Source organism: Burkholderia sp. AU44665 (assembly GCF_030504405.1).
Lineage (GTDB): Bacteria > Pseudomonadota > Gammaproteobacteria > Burkholderiales > Burkholderiaceae > Burkholderia > Burkholderia semiarida.
Genome location: NZ_JAUJRI010000003.1, coordinates 32,470 through 55,885, shown reverse-complemented (window position 1 = coordinate 55,885; position 23,416 = coordinate 32,470). Strand labels below are relative to the sequence as shown.

Annotated in this window: 17 protein-coding genes; 7 read left to right on the top strand and 10 right to left on the bottom strand. The window is 67.6% G+C overall.

From position 1 onward, the window contains the following. Positions 1-8: 8 nt before the first annotated feature. The gene (locus tag QZM15_RS08750; RefSeq protein ID WP_089465918.1) at positions 9-203 is read right to left on the bottom strand and encodes a hypothetical protein; all 195 of its coding nucleotides are present in this window, start codon (positions 201-203) and stop codon (positions 9-11) included. Positions 204-397: 194 nt separating this feature from the next. On the opposite strand from QZM15_RS08750, the gene QZM15_RS08745 reads away from it, so the two are divergent. Beyond that, complete coding sequence (locus QZM15_RS08745; RefSeq protein ID WP_275905524.1) at positions 398-1,324, top strand: AraC family transcriptional regulator; 927 nt, start codon at positions 398-400, stop codon at positions 1,322-1,324. Between the two features lie 252 nt (positions 1,325-1,576). Then, positions 1,577-2,464, top strand: a complete 888-nt coding sequence (locus QZM15_RS08740) for an NAD(P)H-binding protein (protein WP_302106209.1) — start codon at positions 1,577-1,579, stop codon at positions 2,462-2,464. A 25-nt stretch (positions 2,465-2,489) separates the two neighbouring features. Here the strand turns inward: QZM15_RS08740 and QZM15_RS08735 are convergent, their stop codons facing one another. Together QZM15_RS08735 and QZM15_RS08730 are read right to left on the bottom strand one after the other, a co-directional pair. Then, entirely contained in the window at positions 2,490-3,692 is a 1,203-nt protein-coding gene (locus QZM15_RS08735) for a benzoate/H(+) symporter BenE family transporter (protein WP_302106208.1), read from the bottom strand. 172 nt (positions 3,693-3,864) lie between these two features. Continuing rightward, positions 3,865-4,890 (bottom strand): fatty acid desaturase, encoded by a 1,026-nt coding sequence (locus QZM15_RS08730; protein ID WP_124862268.1) that lies wholly within the window; start codon positions 4,888-4,890, stop codon positions 3,865-3,867. A 241-nt stretch (positions 4,891-5,131) separates the two neighbouring features. On the opposite strand from QZM15_RS08730, the gene QZM15_RS08725 reads away from it, so the two are divergent. Beyond that, positions 5,132-5,953 carry a phosphate/phosphite/phosphonate ABC transporter substrate-binding protein gene (locus QZM15_RS08725; protein ID WP_302106207.1) on the top strand — a complete coding sequence of 274 codons (822 nt, stop codon included), beginning with the start codon at positions 5,132-5,134 and terminating at the stop codon, positions 5,951-5,953. 50 nt (positions 5,954-6,003) lie between these two features. Here QZM15_RS08725 and dbpA read toward each other — a convergent pair whose 3' ends face one another. The 4 genes from dbpA to QZM15_RS08705 form a co-directional block, all read right to left on the bottom strand. After that, entirely contained in the window at positions 6,004-7,401 is a 1,398-nt protein-coding gene (dbpA, locus tag QZM15_RS08720) for an ATP-dependent RNA helicase DbpA (protein WP_060314736.1), read from the bottom strand. Next, positions 7,398-7,595 (bottom strand): hypothetical protein, encoded by a 198-nt coding sequence (locus tag QZM15_RS08715; protein WP_006483193.1) that lies wholly within the window; start codon positions 7,593-7,595, stop codon positions 7,398-7,400. Before QZM15_RS08715 ends, dbpA begins: the two co-directional genes overlap by 4 nt. Before the next feature lie 310 nt (positions 7,596-7,905). Then, the gene (gene mqo, locus QZM15_RS08710) at positions 7,906-9,591 is read right to left on the bottom strand and encodes a malate dehydrogenase (quinone) (RefSeq protein WP_302106206.1); all 1,686 of its coding nucleotides are present in this window, start codon (positions 9,589-9,591) and stop codon (positions 7,906-7,908) included. Positions 9,592-10,367: 776 nt separating this feature from the next. Beyond that, entirely contained in the window at positions 10,368-11,237 is an 870-nt protein-coding gene (locus QZM15_RS08705) for a mechanosensitive ion channel family protein (RefSeq protein ID WP_059645234.1), read from the bottom strand. Between the two features lie 296 nt (positions 11,238-11,533). Between QZM15_RS08705 and QZM15_RS08700 the strand changes: the two genes are divergently transcribed. Further along, a complete protein-coding gene (locus QZM15_RS08700; RefSeq protein ID WP_302106205.1) occupies positions 11,534-12,907 on the top strand; it encodes a M23 family metallopeptidase in 1,374 nt (457 codons plus the stop codon). Positions 12,908-13,403: 496 nt separating this feature from the next. Further along, positions 13,404-16,703, top strand: a complete 3,300-nt coding sequence (locus QZM15_RS08695) for an autotransporter outer membrane beta-barrel domain-containing protein (RefSeq protein ID WP_367033702.1) — start codon at positions 13,404-13,406, stop codon at positions 16,701-16,703. Between the two features lie 163 nt (positions 16,704-16,866). Here the strand turns inward: QZM15_RS08695 and QZM15_RS08690 are convergent, their stop codons facing one another. The 3 genes from QZM15_RS08690 to QZM15_RS08680 all read right to left on the bottom strand — a co-directional run bounded on the left by QZM15_RS08690 (position 16,867) and on the right by QZM15_RS08680 (position 19,088). After that, positions 16,867-17,601, bottom strand: a complete 735-nt coding sequence (locus tag QZM15_RS08690) for a fucose-binding lectin II (protein WP_099318190.1) — start codon at positions 17,599-17,601, stop codon at positions 16,867-16,869. Positions 17,602-17,763: 162 nt separating this feature from the next. Then, entirely contained in the window at positions 17,764-18,585 is an 822-nt protein-coding gene (locus QZM15_RS08685; protein WP_302106203.1) for a fucose-binding lectin II, read from the bottom strand. A 113-nt stretch (positions 18,586-18,698) separates the two neighbouring features. Then, the gene (locus QZM15_RS08680; protein WP_059574709.1) at positions 18,699-19,088 is read right to left on the bottom strand and encodes a fucose-binding lectin II; all 390 of its coding nucleotides are present in this window, start codon (positions 19,086-19,088) and stop codon (positions 18,699-18,701) included. A gap of 917 nt (positions 19,089-20,005) precedes the next feature. On the opposite strand from QZM15_RS08680, the gene leuA reads away from it, so the two are divergent. After that, a complete protein-coding gene (gene leuA, locus QZM15_RS08675) occupies positions 20,006-21,715 on the top strand; it encodes a 2-isopropylmalate synthase (RefSeq protein ID WP_302106362.1) in 1,710 nt (569 codons plus the stop codon). 321 nt (positions 21,716-22,036) lie between these two features. After that, the gene (locus QZM15_RS08670) at positions 22,037-23,293 is read left to right on the top strand and encodes a putative Na+/H+ antiporter (protein WP_302106202.1); all 1,257 of its coding nucleotides are present in this window, start codon (positions 22,037-22,039) and stop codon (positions 23,291-23,293) included. The last annotated feature ends 123 nt before the right edge of the window (positions 23,294-23,416 follow it).

Sequence of the window (23,416 nt, the reverse complement as noted above, 5' to 3'; positions counted from 1 at the left end):
CCGGCCGGTCAGACGAGCGCGAAGTCGTCGTTGCTGTCGGGAATCGACGCGAGCAGCCGTTCGAGCCCGTACCAGCCGACCACGCGCAGGCACCACGCGGCGATGGCGGTGCGGCGGTGGCGGGAGCCGGGGGCGGATGAAGCGCGAGCGGTGGAAGGCAAGGGCGCGATGAACGCCGCGCGTAGCGGGCAGTCATGGGGCATGACGGGGCTCCGTAGGTGTCGGATGAGGCCATCGTAGGCTTCGCGGCGCCAGCCGGCGCGCACGCAAGGATCGTCCCGAGCAGAAACGGATGATCTTTTTTATGCTCGACTCGACGGCGGCCACGCAGGGCCGGCGCGCCGGCCCGAAACGCGTCACAATGTGCGTTCGGCACCCGATCTGGTGGAGACCCTCAATGAGCGATCCGATTCTTGCCGCGCCGGCGGACAACGGCGTTCCGGTCAGCCTGCGCTCCAGCCGCGGGCGGGGCTGGCGCGGCTTCGGCGCGTCGCTGCTGCAAATCCGTGCCGGCACGTACCGGATTCCGGCGGCCGAGCATCACCGGATCGGCGTGCATATCGGCGCGCCGGTGCGCGCCGACTGCGTGTGCGACGGCGAGCGCGTGTCGCGCATCCAGGCGCACGGCGACGTCGACGTGATTCCGGCCGGCTTGCCCGGCCAGTGGACCGACAGCGCCGACTGCCGGATCCTGCACATCGCGCTCGGCGATACGTTCGTGCGGCGCACGGTCGAACAGCTCGAACTGAAGCCGTCGCACGCGCAGATTCGCCGGCGGCTGCAGGTGCGCGACCCTCGGCTGCAGCACATCGCGTGGGCGATGGCCGCCGAACTCGAAGCGGAAGACGCATCGGATCCGCTGTACGCGGAAAGCCTGTGCACAGCGCTCGTCGCGCGGCTGGTCGACGGCCAGCCGGCGTTTCGCGAACGTCGGCGCACGCTGGCGCCGAAGGCGGCGGCGCGCGTGATCGACTATGTCGAGGCGAATCTCGACCGGCGCATGACGCTGGCCGAGCTCGCGGCGCTGGTGTCGATCAGCGTGCCGCATTTCAAGGTGCTGTTCCGTGAAACGCTGGGGATGCCCGTGCACCAGTACGTCGTGCGGCGCCGGGTGGAGCGCGCGAAGGCGCTGCTGCTCGAAGGCCGGCTCAGCATCAGTCAGATCGCGCTGGAGGCGGGCTTTGCGCATCAGAGCCACATGGCGAACTGGATGAACCGCGTGCTCGGTGCGACGCCGACGGAGATTGCGCGGTCGGGTATGCGCGGTGGGTTGCGGCTGGCTTATGACGGGGAGAAGGGGGCGCCCGGCATGACGGAGCGATGACTTCGCACCGGGTATGAGTTGCCGCATCGGATCCCGGAGTGACCGTCCAACAGGCTGTTGGACGATTGCCGCGTGCGCCCCCGTCCGGGGGCAGACCGTACGATTCGAAGCGACAAGGGAAGCCGCGAACGACTCGCATTGCAGCCGCAACCCGATCCATCATCGTTTCCTGCGCTGTTCATCTCTTCCTGCTCGCCGTCCGCGCCGAGCGGCCCGACAATCACGTCACCTTCATCCCCCCAGGAGCGAACCGTGTTCGTGATCTTCGGAGCATCCGGCAACGTCGGCCTGTCGACCGTGACGACCTTGCGCCACGCAGGCCATTCCGTGCGCGCGGTGCTGCGCGACGCAAGTCATCGTGAACGTTTCGCGCAGCTCGGCTGCGATGTCGCGATCGCGGACCTGACCGACGCGCACGCGATCGCCGCGGCGATCGACGGCGCGCGGGCCGTGCAGATACTGTGCCCGGTGCCGACGGCCGACGCCGATCCGGCCGCGACGATGACGCGGACGATCGATGTGGCGGCCGCCGCGCTCGCCGCGAACCCGCCGCCCGCGCTGCTCGCGTTGTCGGACTATGGCGCGGAGCTCGAAGGCAATACGGGTATCACGCGCCTGTTCCATGACTTCGAGGAACGGTTGAAGACGATCCCCACGCAGTTGACGCTGCTGCGCTCGGCCGAGCATCTGCAGAACTGGGCGCGCGTGCTGCCGGTCGCGCTCGGCACCGGCGTGCTGCCGAGCTTCCACCATCCGGTCGGCAAGGTGTTTCCGACGGTCTGGGCGCCCGATGTCGGCGTCGTTGCGGCGCGGCTGCTGCGCGATGCGCCGGAGGGCGGACGCGGGCCGCGCATCGTCAGCGTCGAAGGGCCGCGGCGCGTGAGCGTGGCCGCGATCGCGGATACGTTGGGCGCGGCGGCGGGCCGCGCGATCGTCGCGCACGAACTGCCGCGCGACACGTGGAGCGCGACGCTGCTGCGCGCCGGGCTCAGCGAACGCCATGCACAGCTGATCGTCGATCTGTACGACGTGCATAACGCGGGGCGGATCGATGTCGAGGCCGATGTGTCCGAGCGGGCCTACGGTACGACGACGCTGGCCGATGCGTTCGCGCAACTGGTGCGCCAGCCGGCGCGGTAAGGGAAGTGGCCGCGCAGGGGGCGCATCATGCAGGCTGCCGCACCCTGTTCAACACCACATACGCCGCCGACCCGATCACGATCCCCCAGAACGCGGACCCGAGCCCGAGCCACGTCATCCCCGACGCGGTTGCGAGGAAGGTGATCACCGACGCCTCGCGATGATCGTCGTCCTCGAAAATCCCGTGCACGTTCGCGCTGATCGCGCCGATCAACGCGAGCCCGGCCAGAATCGCGACGAACGCCTTCGGCAGCGCGAAGAACAGCGTGACGATCGTCCCCGCGAAGAGTCCGCCGATCAGATAGATCACGCCGTTCGCGATGCCCGCGATATAGCGCCGGTCCGGATCTTCGTGCGCGTCCTTGCCGGTGCACAGCGCCGCGGTGATCGCCGCGAGCACGATCGTGATTCCGCCAAAGCATGCGACGACCAGCGACATCACGCTGGTCGCCGTGATGATCGGCCGTGCGCTGGTGTGATAGCCCGAAACACGAAGGATCGTCATTCCCGGCAGGAACTGGCCCGTGAGGCTGACGACGACGAGCGGCAGCGCGAGGCTGAGCGTCGTGCCGAGCGTCCATTCGGGGGCGATGAAGATCGGCCGCGCGAGGCTCGGCGACACGTTGCCGAGATGCGTCATCCCGAGCAGCGTCGCGAGTGCGGCGCCGGCGAGCAGCACGAGCACGATGCTGTAGCGCGGCAGCAGGCGCCTGAAGATCACGTAGGCCGCGATCATCCCGAAACCGAGCAGCGGCTGCGCGGTCGCCGCGGAGAACGCATGCATGCCGAACGGCAGCAGGATGCCGGCCATCATGCCGCAGGCGATGCCGCGCGGGATGTGGCGCACGAGCCGGTCGAAATAGCCGGTGATGCCGATGACGAGGATGATCAGCGCGGCCGTGATGTACGCGCCGACGGCCTGGTTGAGCGTCAGTTGCGGAAAAAGGCCGACGAGCAGCGCGGTGCCGGGCGCCGACCATGCGGTGACGACCGGCACCTTCAGCTTCCAGCTCGCGAACAGGCCCGATGCACCGGCGCCGATCGAGATCGCCCAGACCCATGACGACACCATGTCGTTGGACGCATGCGCGGCCTGCGACGCCTGGAAGAAGATCGCGAGCGGGCCCGCGTATGAAATCAGGACCGCGAGAAAACCCGCGGTGATCGCGGAAACGGACCAGTCGTTGCCGATCGCGCGGATCGCGCCGGGTGGGGGGTTCGGTTGCATCGTCGTCGGGGAAATGCGGCGCGCGGCTGTGCGGCGGAGCCGGGCGAATGGTCGTCGGAAGCGCCGGATGAGCGGCCATTCTGGGCATTGCCGACGCAATTGGCAATTCACGGGCGGCGAACCGCGCTGTCGGCTTTTCGTAAGGATGGGTGCCGAAACGCGCGGGCCGACATCACGTACTGATCTGCAGCACCCTGTCGACCACCGCCACCTTGATCCCGCTGCCCGTCGACAGCGAAGCCGTGCCCTCGTCGAACGGATGCACGGGCGAATCGGTCGGCGTCCACGCATGGCGCGCGAGCAGCGCGCGATACCCGCCGCGGATCACGAAGCCGCCGCATTTCTCCGCATACGCGTCGCGCCGCATCCGGTACGCACGCGGCAGGTCGTACCACGGCAGCTTCGGCAGGTCGTGATGGACGAGATGATAGTTGTTGTTCAGGTACAGCAGCCGCATCGCGAAGCCGGCTTCGTTGATCGTGATGCGCGCCTTCGGATGCGGCGCGGCGCGATGCTCGTACAGCGAGCGGATCATCGCGAGCGACAGCGCGGGCCACGTGACGGCCAGCAGGTAGTACCACCACGGCACGCCGATCGCCCAGTGCAGCCACGCGAGCAGCGCGGCCACGCAGGCGACGTGAGCCAACCACATCGGCAGATAACGGAAGTCGCCGCGCCGGAACGCGGCGAACGCATCGCGCAGCGTCGTGGCGATGGCGAGCGGCGGCCCGACGACGAGGCGTCCGAGGAAAGTCTTGCGCGCGACCGTCAGCGCCCGGCGCCAGCGCGGCAGCCGCGCCCAGCGTTCACGCGTCACGTAGTTCGTTTCGGGATCGACGCCTGGCACGGTCAGGTCCTCGTCGCGATGATGCTCGAGATGCGTGTCGCGATACAGCGTGTACGGATACCAGACCGTCAGCGGCGGATAGCCGAGCAGCTTGTTCACCAGGGCGGAACGCGTCGGATGGCCGTGCAGCAGTTCGTGCTGCAGCGACAGGTGCCACGCGCCGAGCAGGATCAGCGGCGGCGTCGCGGCGGCGCGCGACAGGTGCCCGTCGCGCACGAGCAGTAGCACGGCGAGCCAGCCGCCGTAGATCACGACGACGAGCAGCCAGGTCGGCCACTCGGTGCGGGCGGTGAAACGGGCGTGGAGCGCGGCGATCGCGCGCGCGTGGTCGACGTCGAAGTATTCGGCCATGGCGTTGAGGCGGATGGATCGGGCAGTGCGGGGAACGAGCGATGGAACCGGTGCGCTCGCCCCGGGTGCGCTGGTGTCTCGCGGATCACGGTCGGCTGGCCCGGCATCGCACGGTGGCGGCGCCGGCAGGCCTTCGAACGGTACCGGGGCGGCACGCCCACGCCAACCAATCGATTCGCATTTGCTTATCGTGTCGCGGCCCATAAGCTTCCTGACCGCTGCCGATGCGTAGAATGCCCGCATGAACGCCTGGATTGCAGTCCTGCCGATGTACAACGTGACGCCGCGCCACGCAGCGCTGTGGCGCGCGCTGCTGCGCGACGCGCTCGATGCGTTCGCGAACGCGGGCGGGCCGGCCGGCGTCGCGCTGCCCGACGTGCCCGACGACCTGCAGGCACTGTGGCGGCGCGACGATCTTCTGCTGTCGCAGACCTGCGGCTACCCGTACCGGATGCTCGGCTTGCGCGACGTCGTGCGATTGATTGCGACCCCCGTTTTCGATGCGGACGGCTGCGACGGTGCGCGCTACCGCAGCGTGCTGGTCGTGTCGGCGCGCGTGCATGCGGGCGGTGCGACGACGCTCGCCGCATGCCGCGGGTTGCGGGCGGCCTTCAACGGCGAGGATTCGCACAGCGGGATGAATGCATTCCGGCACGCGGTCGCGCCGCATGCGCACGACGGGCGGTTCTTCGGCTCGGTCACGCCGTTCGGTTCGCACCTGAACGTGCTGCGAGCGCTGGCGTCGGGAGAAGCCGATTGCGCGGCGATCGACTGCGTGACGTTCGCGTATGTGCGCGACGCGCTGCCCGGGCTGCTGGAGGATGTTCGCGTGATCGGCACGACCGCACCCGCGCCGGGATTGCCGTTCGTCGCGTCGCGGGCGCTGGCGGATACGCAGGTCGGCGCGTTGCGGGATGCGCTCGATCGCGCGGTGGCCGCCGATGCGGAGCGGGCGCGCGTGCTGCGGCTGAGGGGATTCGACCGGCTGTCGCCGGCCGACTACGACACGATTGCGCGGTTCGAGCGGGAAGCCGCCGCGCACGGCTATCCCGAACTCGGGTGACGTACGGGGCGGCGCGCGGCGGTACTGCGACCGCCCGCGCCGCGGCCCGCTTACTCGTCGTCCATCAGCCGGACCTTGACCCGCTTGCCCTTGATCTTCCCCGCATTGAGCTTGCGCAGTGCGTCGCGCGCGACGCCGCGCTCGATCGCGACATAGGTCGAGAACTCGGTCACGTTGATCTTGCCGATCTGCTTGCCGTCGAACCCGGCGTCGCCGGTCAGCGCGCCGAGCACGTCGCCCGGACGGATCTTGTCCTTGCGCCCGCCGAGGATCTGCAGCGTTTCCATCGGCGGCAGCAGCACGCTGTCGTCCGCCGGCTTCAGTTCGGCGAGCGGATGCCATTCGACCTCGCGCTTCTGCGCCTGTTCGATCGCGCCGACGCGGCCCATCTCGTCCATGCTCGCGAGGCTCAGCGCCCAGCCGTCCTGATCCGCGCGACCCGTGCGGCCGATCCGGTGCACGTGCACTTCGGGGTCGGGCGTCACGTCGACGTTGATCACCGCTTCGAGCTGCGCGATGTCGAGCCCACGCGCGGCGACGTCGGTCGCGACCAGCACCGAGCAGCTGCGGTTCGCGAACTGGATCAGCACCTGGTCGCGCTCGCGCTGGTCGAGCTCGCCGTGCAGCGCGAGCGCGTGGAAGCCCTGCGCGTGCAGCACGTCGAGCAGGTCGCGGCACTGCTGCTTGGTGTTGCAGAACGCGATCGTGCTCACCGGCCGGTAGTGATTCAGCAGCTGGCCGACCGCATGCAGCCGCTCGTCCTCGGTCACTTCATAGAAGCGCTGGCGGATCTTGCTGTCGTCGTGGCGTTCCGCGAGCTTGATTTCCTTCGGATTGCGCAGGAACTGCTGGCTCAGCTTCGCGATGCCGTCCGGATAGGTCGCGGAGAACAGCAGCGTCTGGCGCGTCGTCGGGCACATGCGCGCGACCTTCGCGATGTCGTCGAAGAAGCCCATGTCGAGCATCCGGTCGGCTTCGTCGAGCACCAGCGTGTTCAGCGCATCGAGCTTCAGGTTGCCGCGATCGAGGTGATCCATGATGCGGCCCGGCGTGCCGACGACGATATGCGCGCCGTGCTCGAGGCTCTGCGCCTGCGGACGCATCGGCGTGCCGCCGCACAGCGTCAGCACCTTCACGTTCTCCTCGGCGCGCGCGAGGCGGCGCACTTCCTGCGCGACCTGGTCGGCGAGCTCGCGGGTCGGGCACAGGATCATCGCCTGCACGTCGAAGCGGCGCGCGTCGAGACGCGCGAGCAGCGCGAGCGAGAACGCGGCGGTCTTGCCGCTGCCCGTCTTCGCCTGCGCGATCAGGTCCTGGCCGGCCAGCGCGATCGGCAGGCTCGCGGCCTGGATCGGCGTCATGTCGACATAGCCGAGCTGCGCGAGATTCGCGAGCGTGGCGGGCGTCAGCGGCAGCGCGCTGAACGGCGTGGCGGTCGGTTGGGTCAAGACAGGTCTCCGAGGTAGGGGCGGCCTTCCATCTGCTCGTAGACGACGTTGCCTTCGTCGTCCTCGAAGCGTTCGAGATAGTTGCGGGCGCCGCACAGCGGGCAGCGGAACAGCAGCCCCTGGCCTTCGTCCTTGATGACGACATCGGACTGCTCCCACTGCGTGCCGCAGCTCTGGTTTCGGCAGGTAAACACGGTCTTTCTCCAGCTGAATTCGGTTGATGGCGCGCCCGGCCGGGCGCGGCCACGGCGGGCGGCGCCCGCGCGGCTCGGGCGCGGGCCGCACCGGCGGTCGCTCGGGTTGTGTCGATGCGGGTGATGGATCGGGCGGCGACGGGGTCGCGCGTGCCGCAATTCTAGCGGAAGCCGGCGCCTGCGCCCGGCGCGCGCCAGGAAAAACGGCCGCCCCGGAGAGGGCGGCCGTGTCGGGCGGCGTAATGCGTGCCGCGGGTGCCGCGCAGGTTCTGCGCGGGTCGTGCGCGGGTCGTGCGCGGCGTCGCGCGCGTTACAGCGCCATGTCGGCCGACGCCTTCGCCGGGCGGGCCGGCGCGGTGCCGGTCGCCTGCGACGGCGCGCCGAGGTCGATCTTCGGCGGCGGCGACAGCTGCAGCACGTCGCTCGTGTAGGTCCATTCCTCGACGACCTTCGCCGGGCTGTCGTTCAGCTTCGTGCCGTAGCTCGGCACGATCTGGCGGATCTTCTGCTGCCACTCGGGCGTCGCGACCTTGTCCTTGAACACTTTCTTCAGCAGGTTCAGCATGATCGGCGCGGCGGTCGATGCACCCGGCGACGCACCGAGCAGGCCCGCGATGCTGCCGTCCTGCGACGCGACGATTTCGGTGCCGAGCTTCAGCACGCCGCCCTTGACCGGGTCGCGCTTGATGATCTGCACGCGCTGGCCGGCCTGCCACAGGCGCCAGTCTTCCTTCTTCGCGTTCGGGAAGTACTCCTTCAGCGCGTTGAAGCGGTCGTCGTCGGACAGCATTAGCTGGCCGGCGAGGTACTGCACCAGCGGGAATTCGTCGACGCCCACGCGCATCATCGGCGCGACGTTGTGCAGGTTGGTGCTCTTCGCGAGGTCGAAGTACGAGCCGTTCTTCAGGAACTTGGTCGAGAACGTCGCGAACGGCCCGAACAGGATGATCTTCTTGCCGTCGATGATCCGCGTGTCGAGGTGCGGCACCGACATCGGCGGCGAGCCGACCGACGCCTTGCCGTAGGCCTTCGCGAGGTGCTGCTTCACGACCTCGGGGTTGTCGGTCACGAGGAACGAGCCGCCGACCGGGAATGCGCCGTAGTCCTTCGCTTCGGGGATGCCCGACGCCTGCAGCAGGTGCAGCGCGCCGCCGCCCGCGCCGATGAACACGAACTTCGCGTCGACCGATTGCGGCGGCTCATCCGAGTGCAGCTTGACCCACGACACGTGCCACGTGCCGTCGGCGTTGCGCGAGATCTCGCGCACTTCGCTCGACAGCGACAGCGTGAAGTTCGGCTGCGTCTTCAGGTAGCCGACGAACTGGCGCGTGATCTCGCCGAAGTTCACGTCGGTGCCGATCGGCGTCCACGTCGCGGCGACCTTCTGGTTGCGGTCGCGGCCTTCCATCATCAGCGGCACCCACTGCTTGATCTGGTCGTAGTCTTCCGAATACTGCATCCCGCGGAACAGCGGGCTCGCCTGCAGCGCTTCGTAGCGCTTCTTCAGGAAGCGGACGTTGTCGTCGCCCCACACGAAGCTCATGTGCGGCGTCGAGTTGATGAACGCGCGCGGGTTCTTCAGCACGCCTTGCTTCACCTGCCACGCCCAGAACTGGCGCGAGATCTGGAACGACTCGTTGATCTCGATCGCCTTCGAGATGTCGATCTTGCCGTCCGCCTTTTCCGGCGTGTAGTTCAGCTCGGCGAGCGCCGAGTGGCCGGTGCCGGCGTTGTTCCAGCCGTTCGAGCTTTCCAGCGCGACGCCGTCGAGGCGCTCGACCATCGTCATCGACCAGTCCGGCTGGAGTTCGTGCAGCCAGACGCCGAGCGTCGAGCTCATGATGCCGCCGCCCACCAGCAGGACGTCGACCTTCTTCGTGTCGGCGGCCTGCGCGGACGATGTCGCGACGCACAGCGCGAGCGCCGACAGTATTACCCGTAACGTTTTGATCACAGCAGAGATCCCTTTTTCAACTTGAATGCATCGGTTTGCCATGCCGCCCGGCGCGCGGTTCCGTGGCGCGGAAACACGGGTCCGGAGATCCGGACCGCGAATCCGGAATTCCGGATCGGCGCCGTGCGCCGTTGCATTTGCGCACGGAAGCCATTCGGAAGGACACCTTCGGATCGGCTTCCCGCGAGCAAGCAAGCGCCTGCGTCGCGACGGTGCGCCACGCGCCGGGGCCCTGACGGCAAGCCCGAGCGGACGGCGCTTCAGACTGCGTTGAAAGAGGCCGCGCGCGACGTGTTTTGCGGGGGCGGGGTGGCAAGGGGCGCGTAATATAACCGAACTCGGACACTGTGTCGCAGACGCCGAATATCCTTGTTTTCGTGGGGTTTTTTGTGCGTCCGGGTTTCCGGAATGACGGTGCGCGACGGGGGAAAATCGAAGGGGGATCGGCAGGGGCGAATGCGTGCGACGGGTATGCCATGCACCAGGCCCGAACGTCATCGGATCGCGGCGTTGCACCGCGACCCGTTTACTCGCATCACATCACTTCACTTCATTTCGCTCCGCCGTTCCGGCAGTACTGTTCACAAGCCCCGACTGGATCGACGACACGCCGGCCCGCTTCGTCGGCACGCGCTCGGCGAACCCGCGACGGCGCCGGTCGCGATGCCGGCCAGAGTCTATCGCGGCATGACGGGGAAACGAGCTTCACGCCGCAGGGCGACCTGAAACACGGCGCGATGTCGGAGTTCACGTAAAGGAGCGGCACGAAGGCGTTGCTCGACATCGTCAGGATATAACGTCGCGGGCGGTGCGCTGCCTTACGACACGCGCATGCGCGCGCCGTCCGCGCGGCGCTCCGCGTCGTGCACGATGTGCAGCTCTCGCGTGCGGATCGGCAGCGCGCAATCCGCATCGGCGAGCGTCTTGCGGACCTGGCGGGCGAGGCGCCAGCGCATCGCCCAGAACTTGTCGGTGTGCGTCCACACGCGCATGTTCGCGACGGCCGTGCTGTCGTCGAAGCGCATCACCATTACGTCCGGCGCGGGATCCTGCAGCACGTCGGGGTCGGCCGCGGCCAGCGCGTGCAGCGCATCGAGCGCGCGATCGATATCGTCATGCACGGACACTTCCACTTCGAGATCGAGGCGGCGCGTCGGGTTGCGCGTGTAGTTGCGGATCGAGCTGCCCCACAGCGCGCTGTTCGGCACGTACTCGCAGATGCCGTCCGGCTTCGTGAGGCGCGTCATGAAGAGCCCGACCTCTTCGACGGTGCCCGCGACGCCCGTGCCGCCGTCGATGTAGTCGCCGACCTTGAACGGCCGCAGCAGCAGAAGCATGATGCCGGCCGCGATGTTCTGCATCGTGCCCTGCAGCGCGAGCCCGATCGCCAGGCCGGCCGCGCCGAGCACCGCGACGATGCTCGCGGTTTCGATGCCGAGCTGCGACAGCGCGCCGACGATCGCGACGATGCGGATGCCCCACACGGCGACGTCGCACAGGATCGGCCGCAGCGTGTCGTCGACGCGCTCCTTGTTCGAGAGCAGCCGGTTCAGCCAGTTGCCGACGCGTTTGGACAGCCACCAGCCGGCGACGAGCAGCGCCAGGCCGGCAGCCAGCTTGATGGAGAGCGTGGACAATGCATTCCACAGGAACGTCCAGCGTTCCGGATGAAGATGTTCGAGAAACATGACGGGATTCCGTGTTGAAGACAGATCGTTCGGCGCGTGGCTGTGCTCACCCGCCGGCAGCGTTCGACAGTACACGGCGCCGGGTGGTTCGCGCGAATGAAGGGGTCGAATACGGGCCGCGGCGAAATTGCGATTTCGTCCGTGTACGAAGCGTATGTCCATCCAAATAGGACAAGGCCTATTTGGTCATTTTGCGTGCGCCGATACACTCGCTTCCAGGTTGCCGGATCGTGACGGTCGTTCTTCCGCGATACCCGGCTTTTCCCGATTTTTCATCGATAGCGAGTGACGACGTCATGCGGTTGAACCTGCGTTTCCGTCTCGCACGCGAACAAGGTCAATCCGCCCGGCGCGGTGTCCCGTGTTTCCCGATTAGCCGCGCGCTGTTGCGCGGTGCCGTCGTGACGGCCTGCATGGCGGGTACGCACGGCATGGTGGCACAGGCGACTCACACCGCGGCGCCCGTTGCGCCCGTGACGGCTGCAACGCCCGACCTTGTCGACGTGCCTTTTTTCAATCCCGCCCGGACGACATGGGGCGGCTTGCGCGCATCGGCGGCGGTGCCGCTCGACGTCGCGTACGCCGCGCATGCGTCGGGCCTGTCGGCGGGCGCCGATCGCGACGATCTCGCCGTTCGATTCGGCGCGTGCGTGGCTTACCGCGTGCTGTGCGAAGCGGCGCGGGACGCGGTCGAACGCGGCTATGCGTCGCGGTTCGATTACGGTCTGGCGTCGGCGTTGCCCGCGATGGACGCGCAGCCGGCGGCCGAGCGGGGCACCGTCGATCTGGCGTCGGCCGAGCCGTTCACGCTCGCGGAGCCGGATCGCGGCACGCGCGCCGGTGCGATCGTCGGCAACCTGCGCGCGTCGCTGGCGCGCGCCGATCTGCCGGCCGGCGTCGCTGCGCAGATCACCCGCATGCTGGCCGGGCGCATCGATCCGAAGCAGCGCGCCGCGGCCGGCGATACCTTCCGCGTCGCCTTCGAACGCGACGACAGTGCCGGGCGGCCTGGCCGCATGCGCGTGACGGCGCTCGACGTCCGTTTTCGCGGCCAGCGCGTCTCGGGCGTGTGGTTCGCGCCGAAGGCGGGCGCGCCGGGCGCCTATTACGACTTCGACGGCATGCCGCTCGCCGGCGCGCGGTTTGCGATGCCGGTCAACGCGAAGCGGATCAGCTCGCGCTTCGGCACACGCGTGCATCCGGTCACCGGCGTGCGCCATGTGCATTCGGGCGTCGATCTGGCAGCGCCGGCAGGCCGCGCCGTTCATGCGTCGGAGCGCGGCGTCGTGACGTTCATCGGCAACGAGCCGCGCGGCTACGGCAAATACGTGGTGATTCGGCATGACGGCGGCTACGCGTCGTACTACGCGCATCTGTCGGCGTTCGAGCCGACGCTGCGAACCGGCGCGCGCGTCATGCGCGGCCAGCGTGTCGGCGCGGTCGGCAGCACGGGGACCGCGACCGGCCCGCATCTGCACTTCGAGGTACGCCGGCATGCCCGCCTCGTCGATCCGATCGAACTCGTTCATGCGGCCAAGGCGGCGAGGCTGAAGGGCGCGCAACGTATGGCGTTCAACCGCGTGGCGCGCGATGCGCGCACGCAGCTCGCGTCGGCCACGTTCGCGCAACCGGTCGCGATGTCGAAGGCTGTCCCGCCGCAGGCGGGTTGATCGTTCGCCGGATGCCGGCCGCGGTGGTCGGCATCGTATCGGTGGGGCGCATTTTTCGTCGACGCGCGGCTATCCGGCAATGTGGCCGTGTTTGAACGGCGCGCGATCGTGCGAAGCAACATCGTCAAATGGCGCGCAATAGTCCGCGCCTTCCGTCATTCATCGAATCGCGTCAAATTTTCCGATTGATTCGGATTGCATCACGTTCGATGAGTATGGCTAAGCGAATGTCGGTAAATTAAACCGACTTCTCGTCTCGCCAAGCCGCCCACGCCCGGCTGCGGCTTCGCATGCTGCATGGCGGCAATTCCACTCCATTTATTTCCCGATGCGAAATGATTCGCGGCGTGATTGCCGGTATCACGCATTCTGATCTTGCGATTGTTTCAAGACAGGTGCTATAACCCGTTCCACGCACCGATTTGCAGCAATAACGTCACCAATAAATGCGAGCGGAAAAATGAAAAGAAAGGCGTGGAATCTGGGTTTGGGCGGAATGGCGATCCTGAGCGGCGCGGTGCCGGTCAGTGCGTATGCGGCGTGCTCGGCTACCGCGCCGGGCAGCGGAACGACGGTCACGTGTACCGGCGCGAACGCACCGTCGGTCGTGGCCACGGGCGGCAGCACCAACGTGACGATCAACCTCGATTCGACCGTGACAGGCGGCTACGTGCTGACGTCCGCGCCGACCCCGTTCTCCGTCGACACATCGAGCGCGATCACCAACAACGGCAACCTGTCGATGTCGGGCAACGGCACGGGCGTCGCGAACCGCGGCGCGGTGCTGCTCGGCGTGAACAACGGCAACACGCTCACCAACGGCGCGACCGGCGTGATTTCGACGTCGGGCACCTACAACGACGGGATGGCCGCGAACGGCAACGACAACACGCTCGTCAACAACGGCACGATCACGACCACCGGCAACAACGCGTACGGGATGACGGCCGCATGGGGGCAAAGCAATCCGGGCGCGTCGGGCAATCGGATCGTCAACACGGGCACGGTGACGACGTCCGGCAACAACGCGCGTGCGGCGTCGCTGCTCGGCGGCAACGGCACGATCACCAACAGCGGCACGCTGACGTCGAATGGCCGCGATGCGCCGGCCGTCTACATGCAGGGCAACAACGACACGCTGGTCAACAGCGGCACGATCCAGACGACGGGCACCGCGACGAGCGGCGGCAGCGTCGACGCGGTCGTGTCGAACACGCTCGGCGGCTCGTTCACCGCGACGATCACGAACCAGGCCGGCGGCAGGATCATCAGCAACAACGGGATCGGCGTGCGCTCGACCAACGGCGCGACGACGATCACCAACGCGGGGCTGATCCAGGGCGGTGGCGGCACCGCGATCCAGGGCGGCAACGGCAACGTGACGCTGATCCTGCAGACGGGCTCGCAGATCGTCGGCACGGCCAACGGCGGCGCGGGCGCCAACACCGTGACGTTGCAAGGCACGGGCGCCGCATCGAACGCGTTCGTGAATTTCCAGGGCCTGACGATGGCCGGCACCGACTGGACGTGGGCCGGCACCGGTACGTTCTCGACGGCGCTCGTGCAAAGCGGCACGCTGAACCTCACGGGCACGCTCGGCACGACGACGGCATCGGTCGTCGCGACCGTCGACGCGGGCGCGACGCTACAGGCGAATGCGTCGAACCTGCCGCTGTCCGTCACCGACAACGGGCTCGTGCGCTTCCAGCAGGACGGCGCTGGCGCGTACACGGGCACGATCGGCGGTTCGGGCGCGGTGGAGAAAACCGGTGCGGGCACGCTGACGATGGCGCCTTCATCGGCCGACGGCAACACCTATTCGGGCGGCACGACGATCACGCAGGGCACGCTGTCGGTGGCCGCGGACACTGCGCTCGGCGCGGCGTCGGGCGGGCTCGCGTTCAATGGCGGCACGCTGCAACTCGGCAGCGCGTTCAACGTCGCTTCGAGCCGGGCGGTATCGGTCACGGCGAACAATGGCACGATCGATACGCAGGGCTTCAACTCGACGCTGACGCAGGGCGTCACGGGTGCGGGCTCGCTGACGAAGCTCGGCAGCGGCACGCTGACGATGAACGGCACGAACGGCTACACGGGCGGCACGAACGTCAATGCGGGCACCGTGATCGTCGGTGACGCGACGAGCGCGTCGGCGACGCTGGGCGGCGGCGGGCCGGTGATCGTGGCGGCGGGCGCCGCGCTCGGCGGCTACGGCAGCGTGACGGGCAACATGACGAACAACGGCACGCTGTCGGTCGCGAACGCGCTGGCGAGCCTGGGCGGCGGCGCGACCGGCAATTTCCGGATCAACGGCAACCTGACCAACGCGGGGCTCGTGCAGCTCGGCGGCAGCGGCGTGGGCAACACGCTGACGGTCGCGGGCAATTACGTCGGCCAGAACGCGACGCTCGCGCTCAACACGACGCTTGCCGGCGATGGCGCGCCGTCGGACAAACTCGTCGTCAGCGGCGGCACGGCGAGCGGCGCGAGCACGCTGAAGGTGACGAACGTCGGCGGCGCGGGCGCGCAGACGACGGGCGACGGCATCCAGGTCGTGCAGGCCGCGAACGGCGCGACGACGAGCGCGGGCGCGTTCTCGTTGTCCGGCGGGACGGTCAGCGCGGGCGCCTATACGTATTTCCTCGCGAAGGGCGGTGCATCGACCGGCACGGGCGACAACTGGTACCTGCGCAACACGGTGCCGCCGAAGCCGCAATCGCCCGTCGTTCATCCCGGCCAGCCGACGCCGCCCGCCGAGCCGCCGATTACGGCCGCCGAAGGCACGCCGGAATCGATCGTCGAAGCGGTCGACCATGCGGGCGCCGGCGGCAATCCGGAACCGATCTACCGCCCGGAAGTGCCGCTGTACGCGGAAGCACCGGCCATCGCGCGCCAGCTCGGCTTGCTGCAGATCGACACGTTCCATGACCGGCAGGGCGAGCAGGGCTTGCTGGCCGAAAACGGTTCGGTGCCCGCGTCGTGGGCCCGCGTGTGGGGCGGCCACGGCAACATCAAGCAGAAGGGCGACGCGACGCCGTCGTTCGACGGCGCCGTATGGGGGATGCAGGTGGGCCAGGATCTTTACGCCGATACGACCGCCAGCGGCCATCGCAATCACTACGGCTTCTTCCTCGGCTTCTCGCGCGCGGTCGGCGACGTGAACGGCTTCGCGCTCGCGCAGCCCGATCTGGGCGTGGGCTCGCTGCAGGTCAATGCGTACAACCTCGGCGGCTACTGGACGCACGTCGGCCCGGGCGGCTGGTACACGGACGCCGTGCTGATGGGCAGCGCGCTGACCGTGCGCTCGCATTCGAACGACAACGTGAACGGCTCGACGAACGGCAACGCGTTCACGGGCTCCATCGAAGCCGGGCTGCCGATCGCGCTCGGCAACGGACTGACGCTCGAGCCGCAGGCGCAGCTCGTGTGGCAATGGCTGTCGCTCGATCGCTTCGACGACGGCGTGTCGAGCGTCGCGTGGAACAACGGCAACACGTTCCTCGGCCGGATCGGCGCGCGGCTGCAATACGCGTTCGACGCGAGCGGCGTGCACTGGAAGCCGTACCTGCGCGTGAACGTGCTGCGCGCGTTCGGCGCCGACGACAAGACGACGTTCGGCGGCTCGACGGCGATCGGCACGCAGGTCGGGCAGACGGCCGGGCAGATCGGCGCGGGGCTCGTCGCACAGCTGACGAAGCGCGGCAGCGTGTATGCGACGGTCAGCTATTTGACGAATCTCGGCGGCGAGCATCAGCGCACGATCACCGGGAATGCGGGCGTGCGGTGGGCGTGGTGACGACGAGGCGCGGCGATCGAGATAGCGCAAGGCGGCACGGTTTCGCGAAACGGCTCTGCTGATAACCAACAACTTCAAGAACCGGGACGGGGCAGGCCCGTCCCGGGAACGTTTCCCATCGCCACGCCGGGCGGCGTGGCGATGCTCGTCGGGCTGACGCGACTCAACCCAGCGGCCAGTTCAGGATCGCGATGCCGTCGTTGTAGTCGCCGTCGCCGCCATCTTCCGATCCGACCAGCCCGAAGTAGGTCTTCTTGAAGATGTCGACCTGACGCGAGCCGATCTTCGACGGCTTGCCGTTCGCCGTCACGACCACCCGCACCTTCCCCTTGCCCGAGTTCACGATCTGCGTGTTCAGGTTCGCGTCCTGCGTGCCGGCGCCCTGGAACGTCGCGGCCGGTTTCGGGTTGTCGTCGACGAAGACCTCGATCGTCTGCGGGGACGACGAATTGACCAGCGCGGTCACGCCGAACGCGATGTTCGGCGGCAGGTTGAAGACGCCGTCGCGTTCGCCGCCGCCGGTCGGCACGGGCGCAGGCTGCACGGGTTGCGGCGTCGCCTTCGAGAAGTAATTGACCACCGCGCCGACGCCGAACTTCGCCGCGGCGCCGGGCAGCACGCCCGGCGCGCCGGCCCACGTCACCGTGCACGCGACGACCTGGCCTGCCGCATCGGTTTTCACCTTGTTCTGCCAACTGCCGACGTCGAAGCTGTACGGGATCGTCGCGATATCGACGAACACGTCGTATTGCGGCAGTTTCTCGACGAGCTGCGCGGTCATGAACTGGCGCATCCGGTCGAGCACGGCCTGATCGCCGTTGGCCTGCACGGCGGTGGCGTCGTTGCCCGCGAGTTGCAGCAGTGCGTACAGGTCGTCGTGGGTAAAGGGTTGTGACATGTCGTCCTCGTCTCGATGGAAGGTCTCGCATCGCGCGGCCCGGTGAACGGATTTCACCGGGCCGCGCGCGGAGCAAAGCATGGGACTGCAAATGACTGCCCGAACGATGCGCGATGCGTGGTCGTCCCCGTCGCCATTGCGATCGTTCGTGACGGCCGCCGATCAACCCAGCGGCCAGTTCAGGAACACGATGCCGTCGTTGTAATCGTCGTCGGCGCCGTCTTCCGATCCGACGATCCCGAAGTACGACTTCTTGAAAATGTCGACCTGTCGCGAGCCGAGCCGCGACGGCCTGCCGTTCGCCATCACGATCACGCGCACGCGCCCGTTGCCGGAATCGAGCACCTTCGTGCCGAGGTTCTGGTCCTGGACGCCGGCGCCCTTGAACGTCGCGGCGGGTTTCGGGTTGTCGTCGATGTAGATGTCGATCGTCTGGTCGTTCGCCGCGTTGGTGAGCGCGGTGACGCCGAACTTGATGTTCGGCGGCAGGTTGAACGTGCCGTCGCGCTCGCCGCCGCCGCCGACGGTGCCGGCCCCCGTGCCCCCGGTTTCGGCGCCCTGGTTGCCGCCGCCTTGCGACGACGGGGGAGCGGCTGTCTCCCCGATCGCGGAAAGGCTCGCGTACGAATCGATGTGCATCGCGCTGCCGCGCACGCTCTTCCACTGGCCCTTCACGAACGTGACGCCGCTGCCGACGTCGATCGTCGCGACGAGCGTGAACGGCATGCGGCCGGTTGCCTCCGGCACCTTCGACGAATAGGTGAAGCAGCCGTCCGCGACGGTGCCCTTGTTCGTCGCGATCGCGAAATAGATGCCGGGGAAGTTGTTGCCGGTCGCATAAGGCGTCGGCACGTTGAGGATGACCTGCAGTTTCCCGTCGCGAATCCCGGCCTTCGCGACGTCGATGTAGAGGCCCGGGATGTCGACGTAAGTCTCCGATGTCGCGACGGGTGCGCTGACGATCGAAGCCGAAAGGAGCGGCATGAGAGTCTCCGGTGATGAGGGGTTCTGGAGCAGGCGGGGCCCGCTGAACGCGGCGCAACCCGCCGGCCGCCATGGAGGCCACCGGCGGGGACGGCCATCGATCGTGCGTCAGGTCAGCCGATCGGCCACTGGAGCACGACGATCCCGTCGTTGTAGTCGCTGTCGTGGCCGTCTTCCGATACGACGATGCCGAAGTTGACCGTGAACGGCGAGCCGTCCGACTTCTTGCCGGTGATCGGCGCGAGGCGCGCGTCGGTGGCCGACGGCTTGCCGTTCACCGACACTTCGAAACGGATCTTGCCGTTGCCCGAATTCAGCGTGGCTTCACGCGGGCCGTCGCGCGTCGTCAGCTTGTGATACGCGGCGGGTTCCTTGCTGTCGCCGATAAACAGCTTGATGTGCTGTTGCTCGGCGGCATTCGCGAAGAAAATCGCGCGGAAATCGGTATTCGGTGGAATCGAAAACTCGCCGGCGCGGTTGGATGACGTTTGAGAATCGGCCATGCTTGCCTCCTGATAAGTATTGGATAAGGCCTGAACCTTGTCGCGCAAACGTTTGCAGTTTGAAACGCGACGTACAAAGCATGACGAAAAATAAATAAAAAAATATTCGAACGAGAATGGTTATTGTTCAGGAAATCGAAAAGGCAGGCTAATCGATTGCGTGAAATGTTTTTAATGAGCGCGATTTCGATATATTCGGGAAACTATATCGATGCGTATATCGTTTTCGTGAACGATGCGCGAGCGGGGAGGCGGCGGGGGAAGCAATCGCGCTTCGGAGCAGACGCTCGGCGTTCGCATATGGCAGCGTTTCGTTTCAACATCGGTATCTCTGTCGTGGCCGCGCCCACCGGCCACCGTCGAACGCCCACACCGAAGCGCGATTGCAAGGGAGGAGTGTGCGGCGACTGGCGAAGAGGCTGGACCGACTCACTCCGAACATGAATAGGACTTCACCGGTGCCGCACCCGTGAAGCATAGCCACGGAGGATGCCGGCGCCTATCGGACTGGACTGATTCTGCGCCCGGTTGACAGCCGTGGCCGCCCTGTGATTTGATGCCGGTCATGCACGCCGCCCAGTTCCTCTTCCCGCTACGACTACTAGCCCGCTTCTCCGGGCTGGGTCCGCGGCTGCGCGCTTTCCATCTGCTTCTTTCCTGAAGCGCCAGATTTTCCCCGCATCACCGACCTGGCCCCGGTTGTCGACCGGCGCCTGAGTTCGTCTTTCCTTCGTCGTCTCTCCGCTTCGTCCCGGTCGCTCAACCGTCAAGGCCGTCGTTTGCCGTACCGCTTTGCCGTTGTGCCGCTTTGTTACCGCTTTCCTGCCGTTTTCACCGCTGCGCGCGCAGCCGGCGCCTGACGCCGATGGCCGCCGCGCCGCGCTTTACCGACGAACAGACCGAGGACCGACATCATGATGCTGAAGAACCCCGCGACGAAATACCGACCGTTCACGCCCGTCAACCTGCCCGACCGCACGTGGCCGTCGCGCACGATCACGCAGGCGCCGATCTGGATGAGCACCGACCTGCGCGACGGCAACCAGGCGCTGTTCGAGCCGATGGACGGCGCGCGCAAGATGCGGATGTTCAAGACGCTGGTGGCAATCGGCTTCAAGGAGATCGAGGTCGCGTTCCCGTCCGCGTCGGAAACCGATTTCAACTTCGTTCGCGAGCTGATCGAAGGCGGCCACATTCCCGACGACGTGACGATCGAAGTGCTGACGCAGGCGCGCGACGATCTGATCGAGCGCACCTTCGCATCGCTGCGCGGCGCGAAGCGCGCGATCGTCCATCTGTACAACGCGACCGCGCCGGAATTCCGCAAGATCGTGTTCGGCCTCGACCGCGACGGCGTGAAGCAGCTCGCGGTGAACGCGGCGCGCACGATCAAGCGGTGCGCCGATGCGGCGACCGACACGCAATTCACGCTGCAGTACAGCCCGGAAACGTTTACGGCGACCGAACTCGATTTCGCGAAGGAAGTCTGCGATGCGGTGTTCGACGTATGGCAGCCGACGCCCGAGCGCAAGTCGATCGTGAACCTGCCGGCCACGGTGGAAATCGGCACGCCGAATTACTATGCGGACCAGATCGAATGGATGCACCGGAATCTCGCGCGCCGCGATTCGCTGGTCCTGTCCGTGCATCCGCACAACGACCGCGGCACCGCGGTCGCGGCGGCCGAGCTCGCGGTGATGGCGGGCGCCGACCGGATCGAGGGCTGCCTGTTCGGCAACGGCGAACGCACGGGCAACGTCGATCTCGTGACGCTCGCGCTGAACCTGTACACGCAGGGCGTCGATCCGGGCCTCGATTTCTCGCAGATCAACGAAGTCGCGCGCACGGCCGAGGAATGTACGCAGTTGCCGATCCACCCGCGCCATCCGTACGTCGGCGATCTCGTGTTCACCGCGTTCTCCGGTTCGCACCAGGACGCGATCAAGAAGGGCTTCGCGGTACAGCGCGCCGACGCCGTATGGGAAATGCCGTACCTGCCGATCGATCCGAGCGACCTCGGCCGCACGTACGATTCGATCATTCGCGTGAACAGCCAGTCGGGCAAGGGCGGTATCGCGTACCTGCTCGAACAGGGTTACGGCGTCGCGCTGCCGCGCCGCATGCAGGTCGATTTCAGCGCGGCCGTGCAGCGCCTGACCGACGACAGCGGGCACGAGGTGACGAGCGCGCAGATCTGGTCGCTGTTCCAGCAGGAATACGTCGAAAGCGCCACGCCGCTGTGCTATGTCGGCCATGAGCTGACCGAGCGCGACGGCCGCGAGACGATCGTGCTGACCGCGGATGTGCACGGTGAGCGCCGTGTGCTGCGCGGCGAGGGCAACGGCCCGCTCGACGCGCTGATGCATGCGCTGCGCACGCCGCTGCGGATCCAGCATTACGAGGAACGCGCGCTGTCGCAGGGCGCCGATGCGAAGGCGATCGCGATCGCCGAGCTGGCCGGCACGGGCGTGCGCGGCAGCGCGTTCGGCGTCGGCGTGGACGCGAACCTGACGACCGCGTCGATCCGTGCGGCGATCAGCGGCGTGAACCGCGCGTATGCGCGTGCGGATGAGGTTGCGCGGGCAACGTTCTTCGACGCGGAGCGCGCGGTGACGGCCGTGGCGTAACCGCGGCAGGGGCGGACGTGCAGCCGGGCGGGGCAATTTCCGGCGTGCACGAGCGTGCGCTCCGGCTCGTGAATCGGCGCGTGATGCGTGGGGCGTGATGCGCGAGGCGCTGCCGATGGCGTACAGCGATACGTTCCTGATCGCGGGCATCGCGATGATCGGGTGTAACCCGGCCAGCGGAATCGGACTGGTCCGATTTAGTCGCGATGGTGCACGCGATAGCCTTGGGAGGTCGACGAACGGGCGGCATTGCGCCGGCCCGTTCGCTTACCACCATTGACTGTCCGGCACAGCCGCTCGCCGGTCTTCCAGGAATCCGCCATGCCCCATACCGTCGAACTTGCCGGCGCGATCGTGTTCGCGCTCGCGCTATTGCACACCTTCGTCGCGAAGCGCTTCGAACGGCTCGCGCATCGTCATCCGCGCCATGCGGGCCTGTTCCATCTCCTCGGCGAGGTCGAAGTCGTGTTCGGCTTCTGGGCGCTCGTGCTGCTGATCGCGATGGCCGTGCTGGCCGGCCCGGCGCTCGCGCTCGACTATGCGCAATCGCGCGAATTCACCGAGCCGCTGTTCGTGTTCACGATCATGGTGATCGCGGCGAGCCGGCCGATTCTCGATGCCGTCGCCGGGATCGTGCAGCGCATCGCGCGCGTGCTGCCGGTCGATACGAACGTCGCCGCGGTCTGGCTGTCGCTGACGCTGATTCCGCTGCTCGGCTCGTTCATGACCGAACCGGCCGCGATGACGCTCGCCGCGCTGATCCTGCGCGACCGGCTGTTCCGCGCGCCGCTCGCGCAACGCTGGAAGTATCTGTCGCTCGGCGTGCTGTTCGTCAACGTGTCGATCGGCGGCACGCTGACGGCCTACGCGGCGCCGCCGGTGCTGATGGTGGCGGCCGCGTGGGGCTGGGACAGCGCGTTCATGGCCGCGCAGTTCGGCTGGAAGGCCGCGGTCGCGGTGTTCGTCAACGCGACGGTGCTGGTCGCGCTGATGCGCGGCGCGCTGGCCGGCGCGCCGGCGGCCGCGTCGGCGGCGCAGGGCGAGCGGGTGCCGGCGGGCGTGACGCTCGTTCACGTCGGTTTTCTGGTCGGCGTCGTGCTCGGCGCGCATCATCCGGTCGTGTTCGTCGGTCTGCTGCTGTTCTTTCTCGGCTTCACGGCCGCGTACGAGCGCCATCAGTCGCCGCTGATGCTGCGCGAGAGCCTGCTCGTCGCGTTCTTCCTCGGCGGGCTCGTCGTGCTCGGCGGCCTGCAGCAGTGGTGGCTGCAGCCGATCGTCGCATCGATGGACGCGTACGCGCTCTATGCCGGCGCCCTCGGCCTGACCGCCGTGATGGACAACGCGGCGATCACTTATCTCGGCTCGCTGATCGCCGGCATGCCCGACGGCGCGAAATACATGCTGGTGTCGGGCGCCGTCGCGGGCGGCGGCCTGACGGTGATCGCCAACGCGCCGAATCCCGCCGGGCTCGCGATCGTGCGACGCGGCTTCGCCGACGAATCGGTCAGCGTGGCCGGCCTGCTCGCCGCGGCGATCGGGCCGACGCTGGTCGCGACGGGTGCGCTGTTGCTGCTCTGAGCGACGGCATCGCGTGAAATAGGACCTGGCTGATTCACGTCGTCGGGCCGTTACGCAATAATGAATTCGTCGGCGGCGAGTGGGCCGCCGGTGGGTGATTTGGGTTGGGCCGCCTGTCACGGG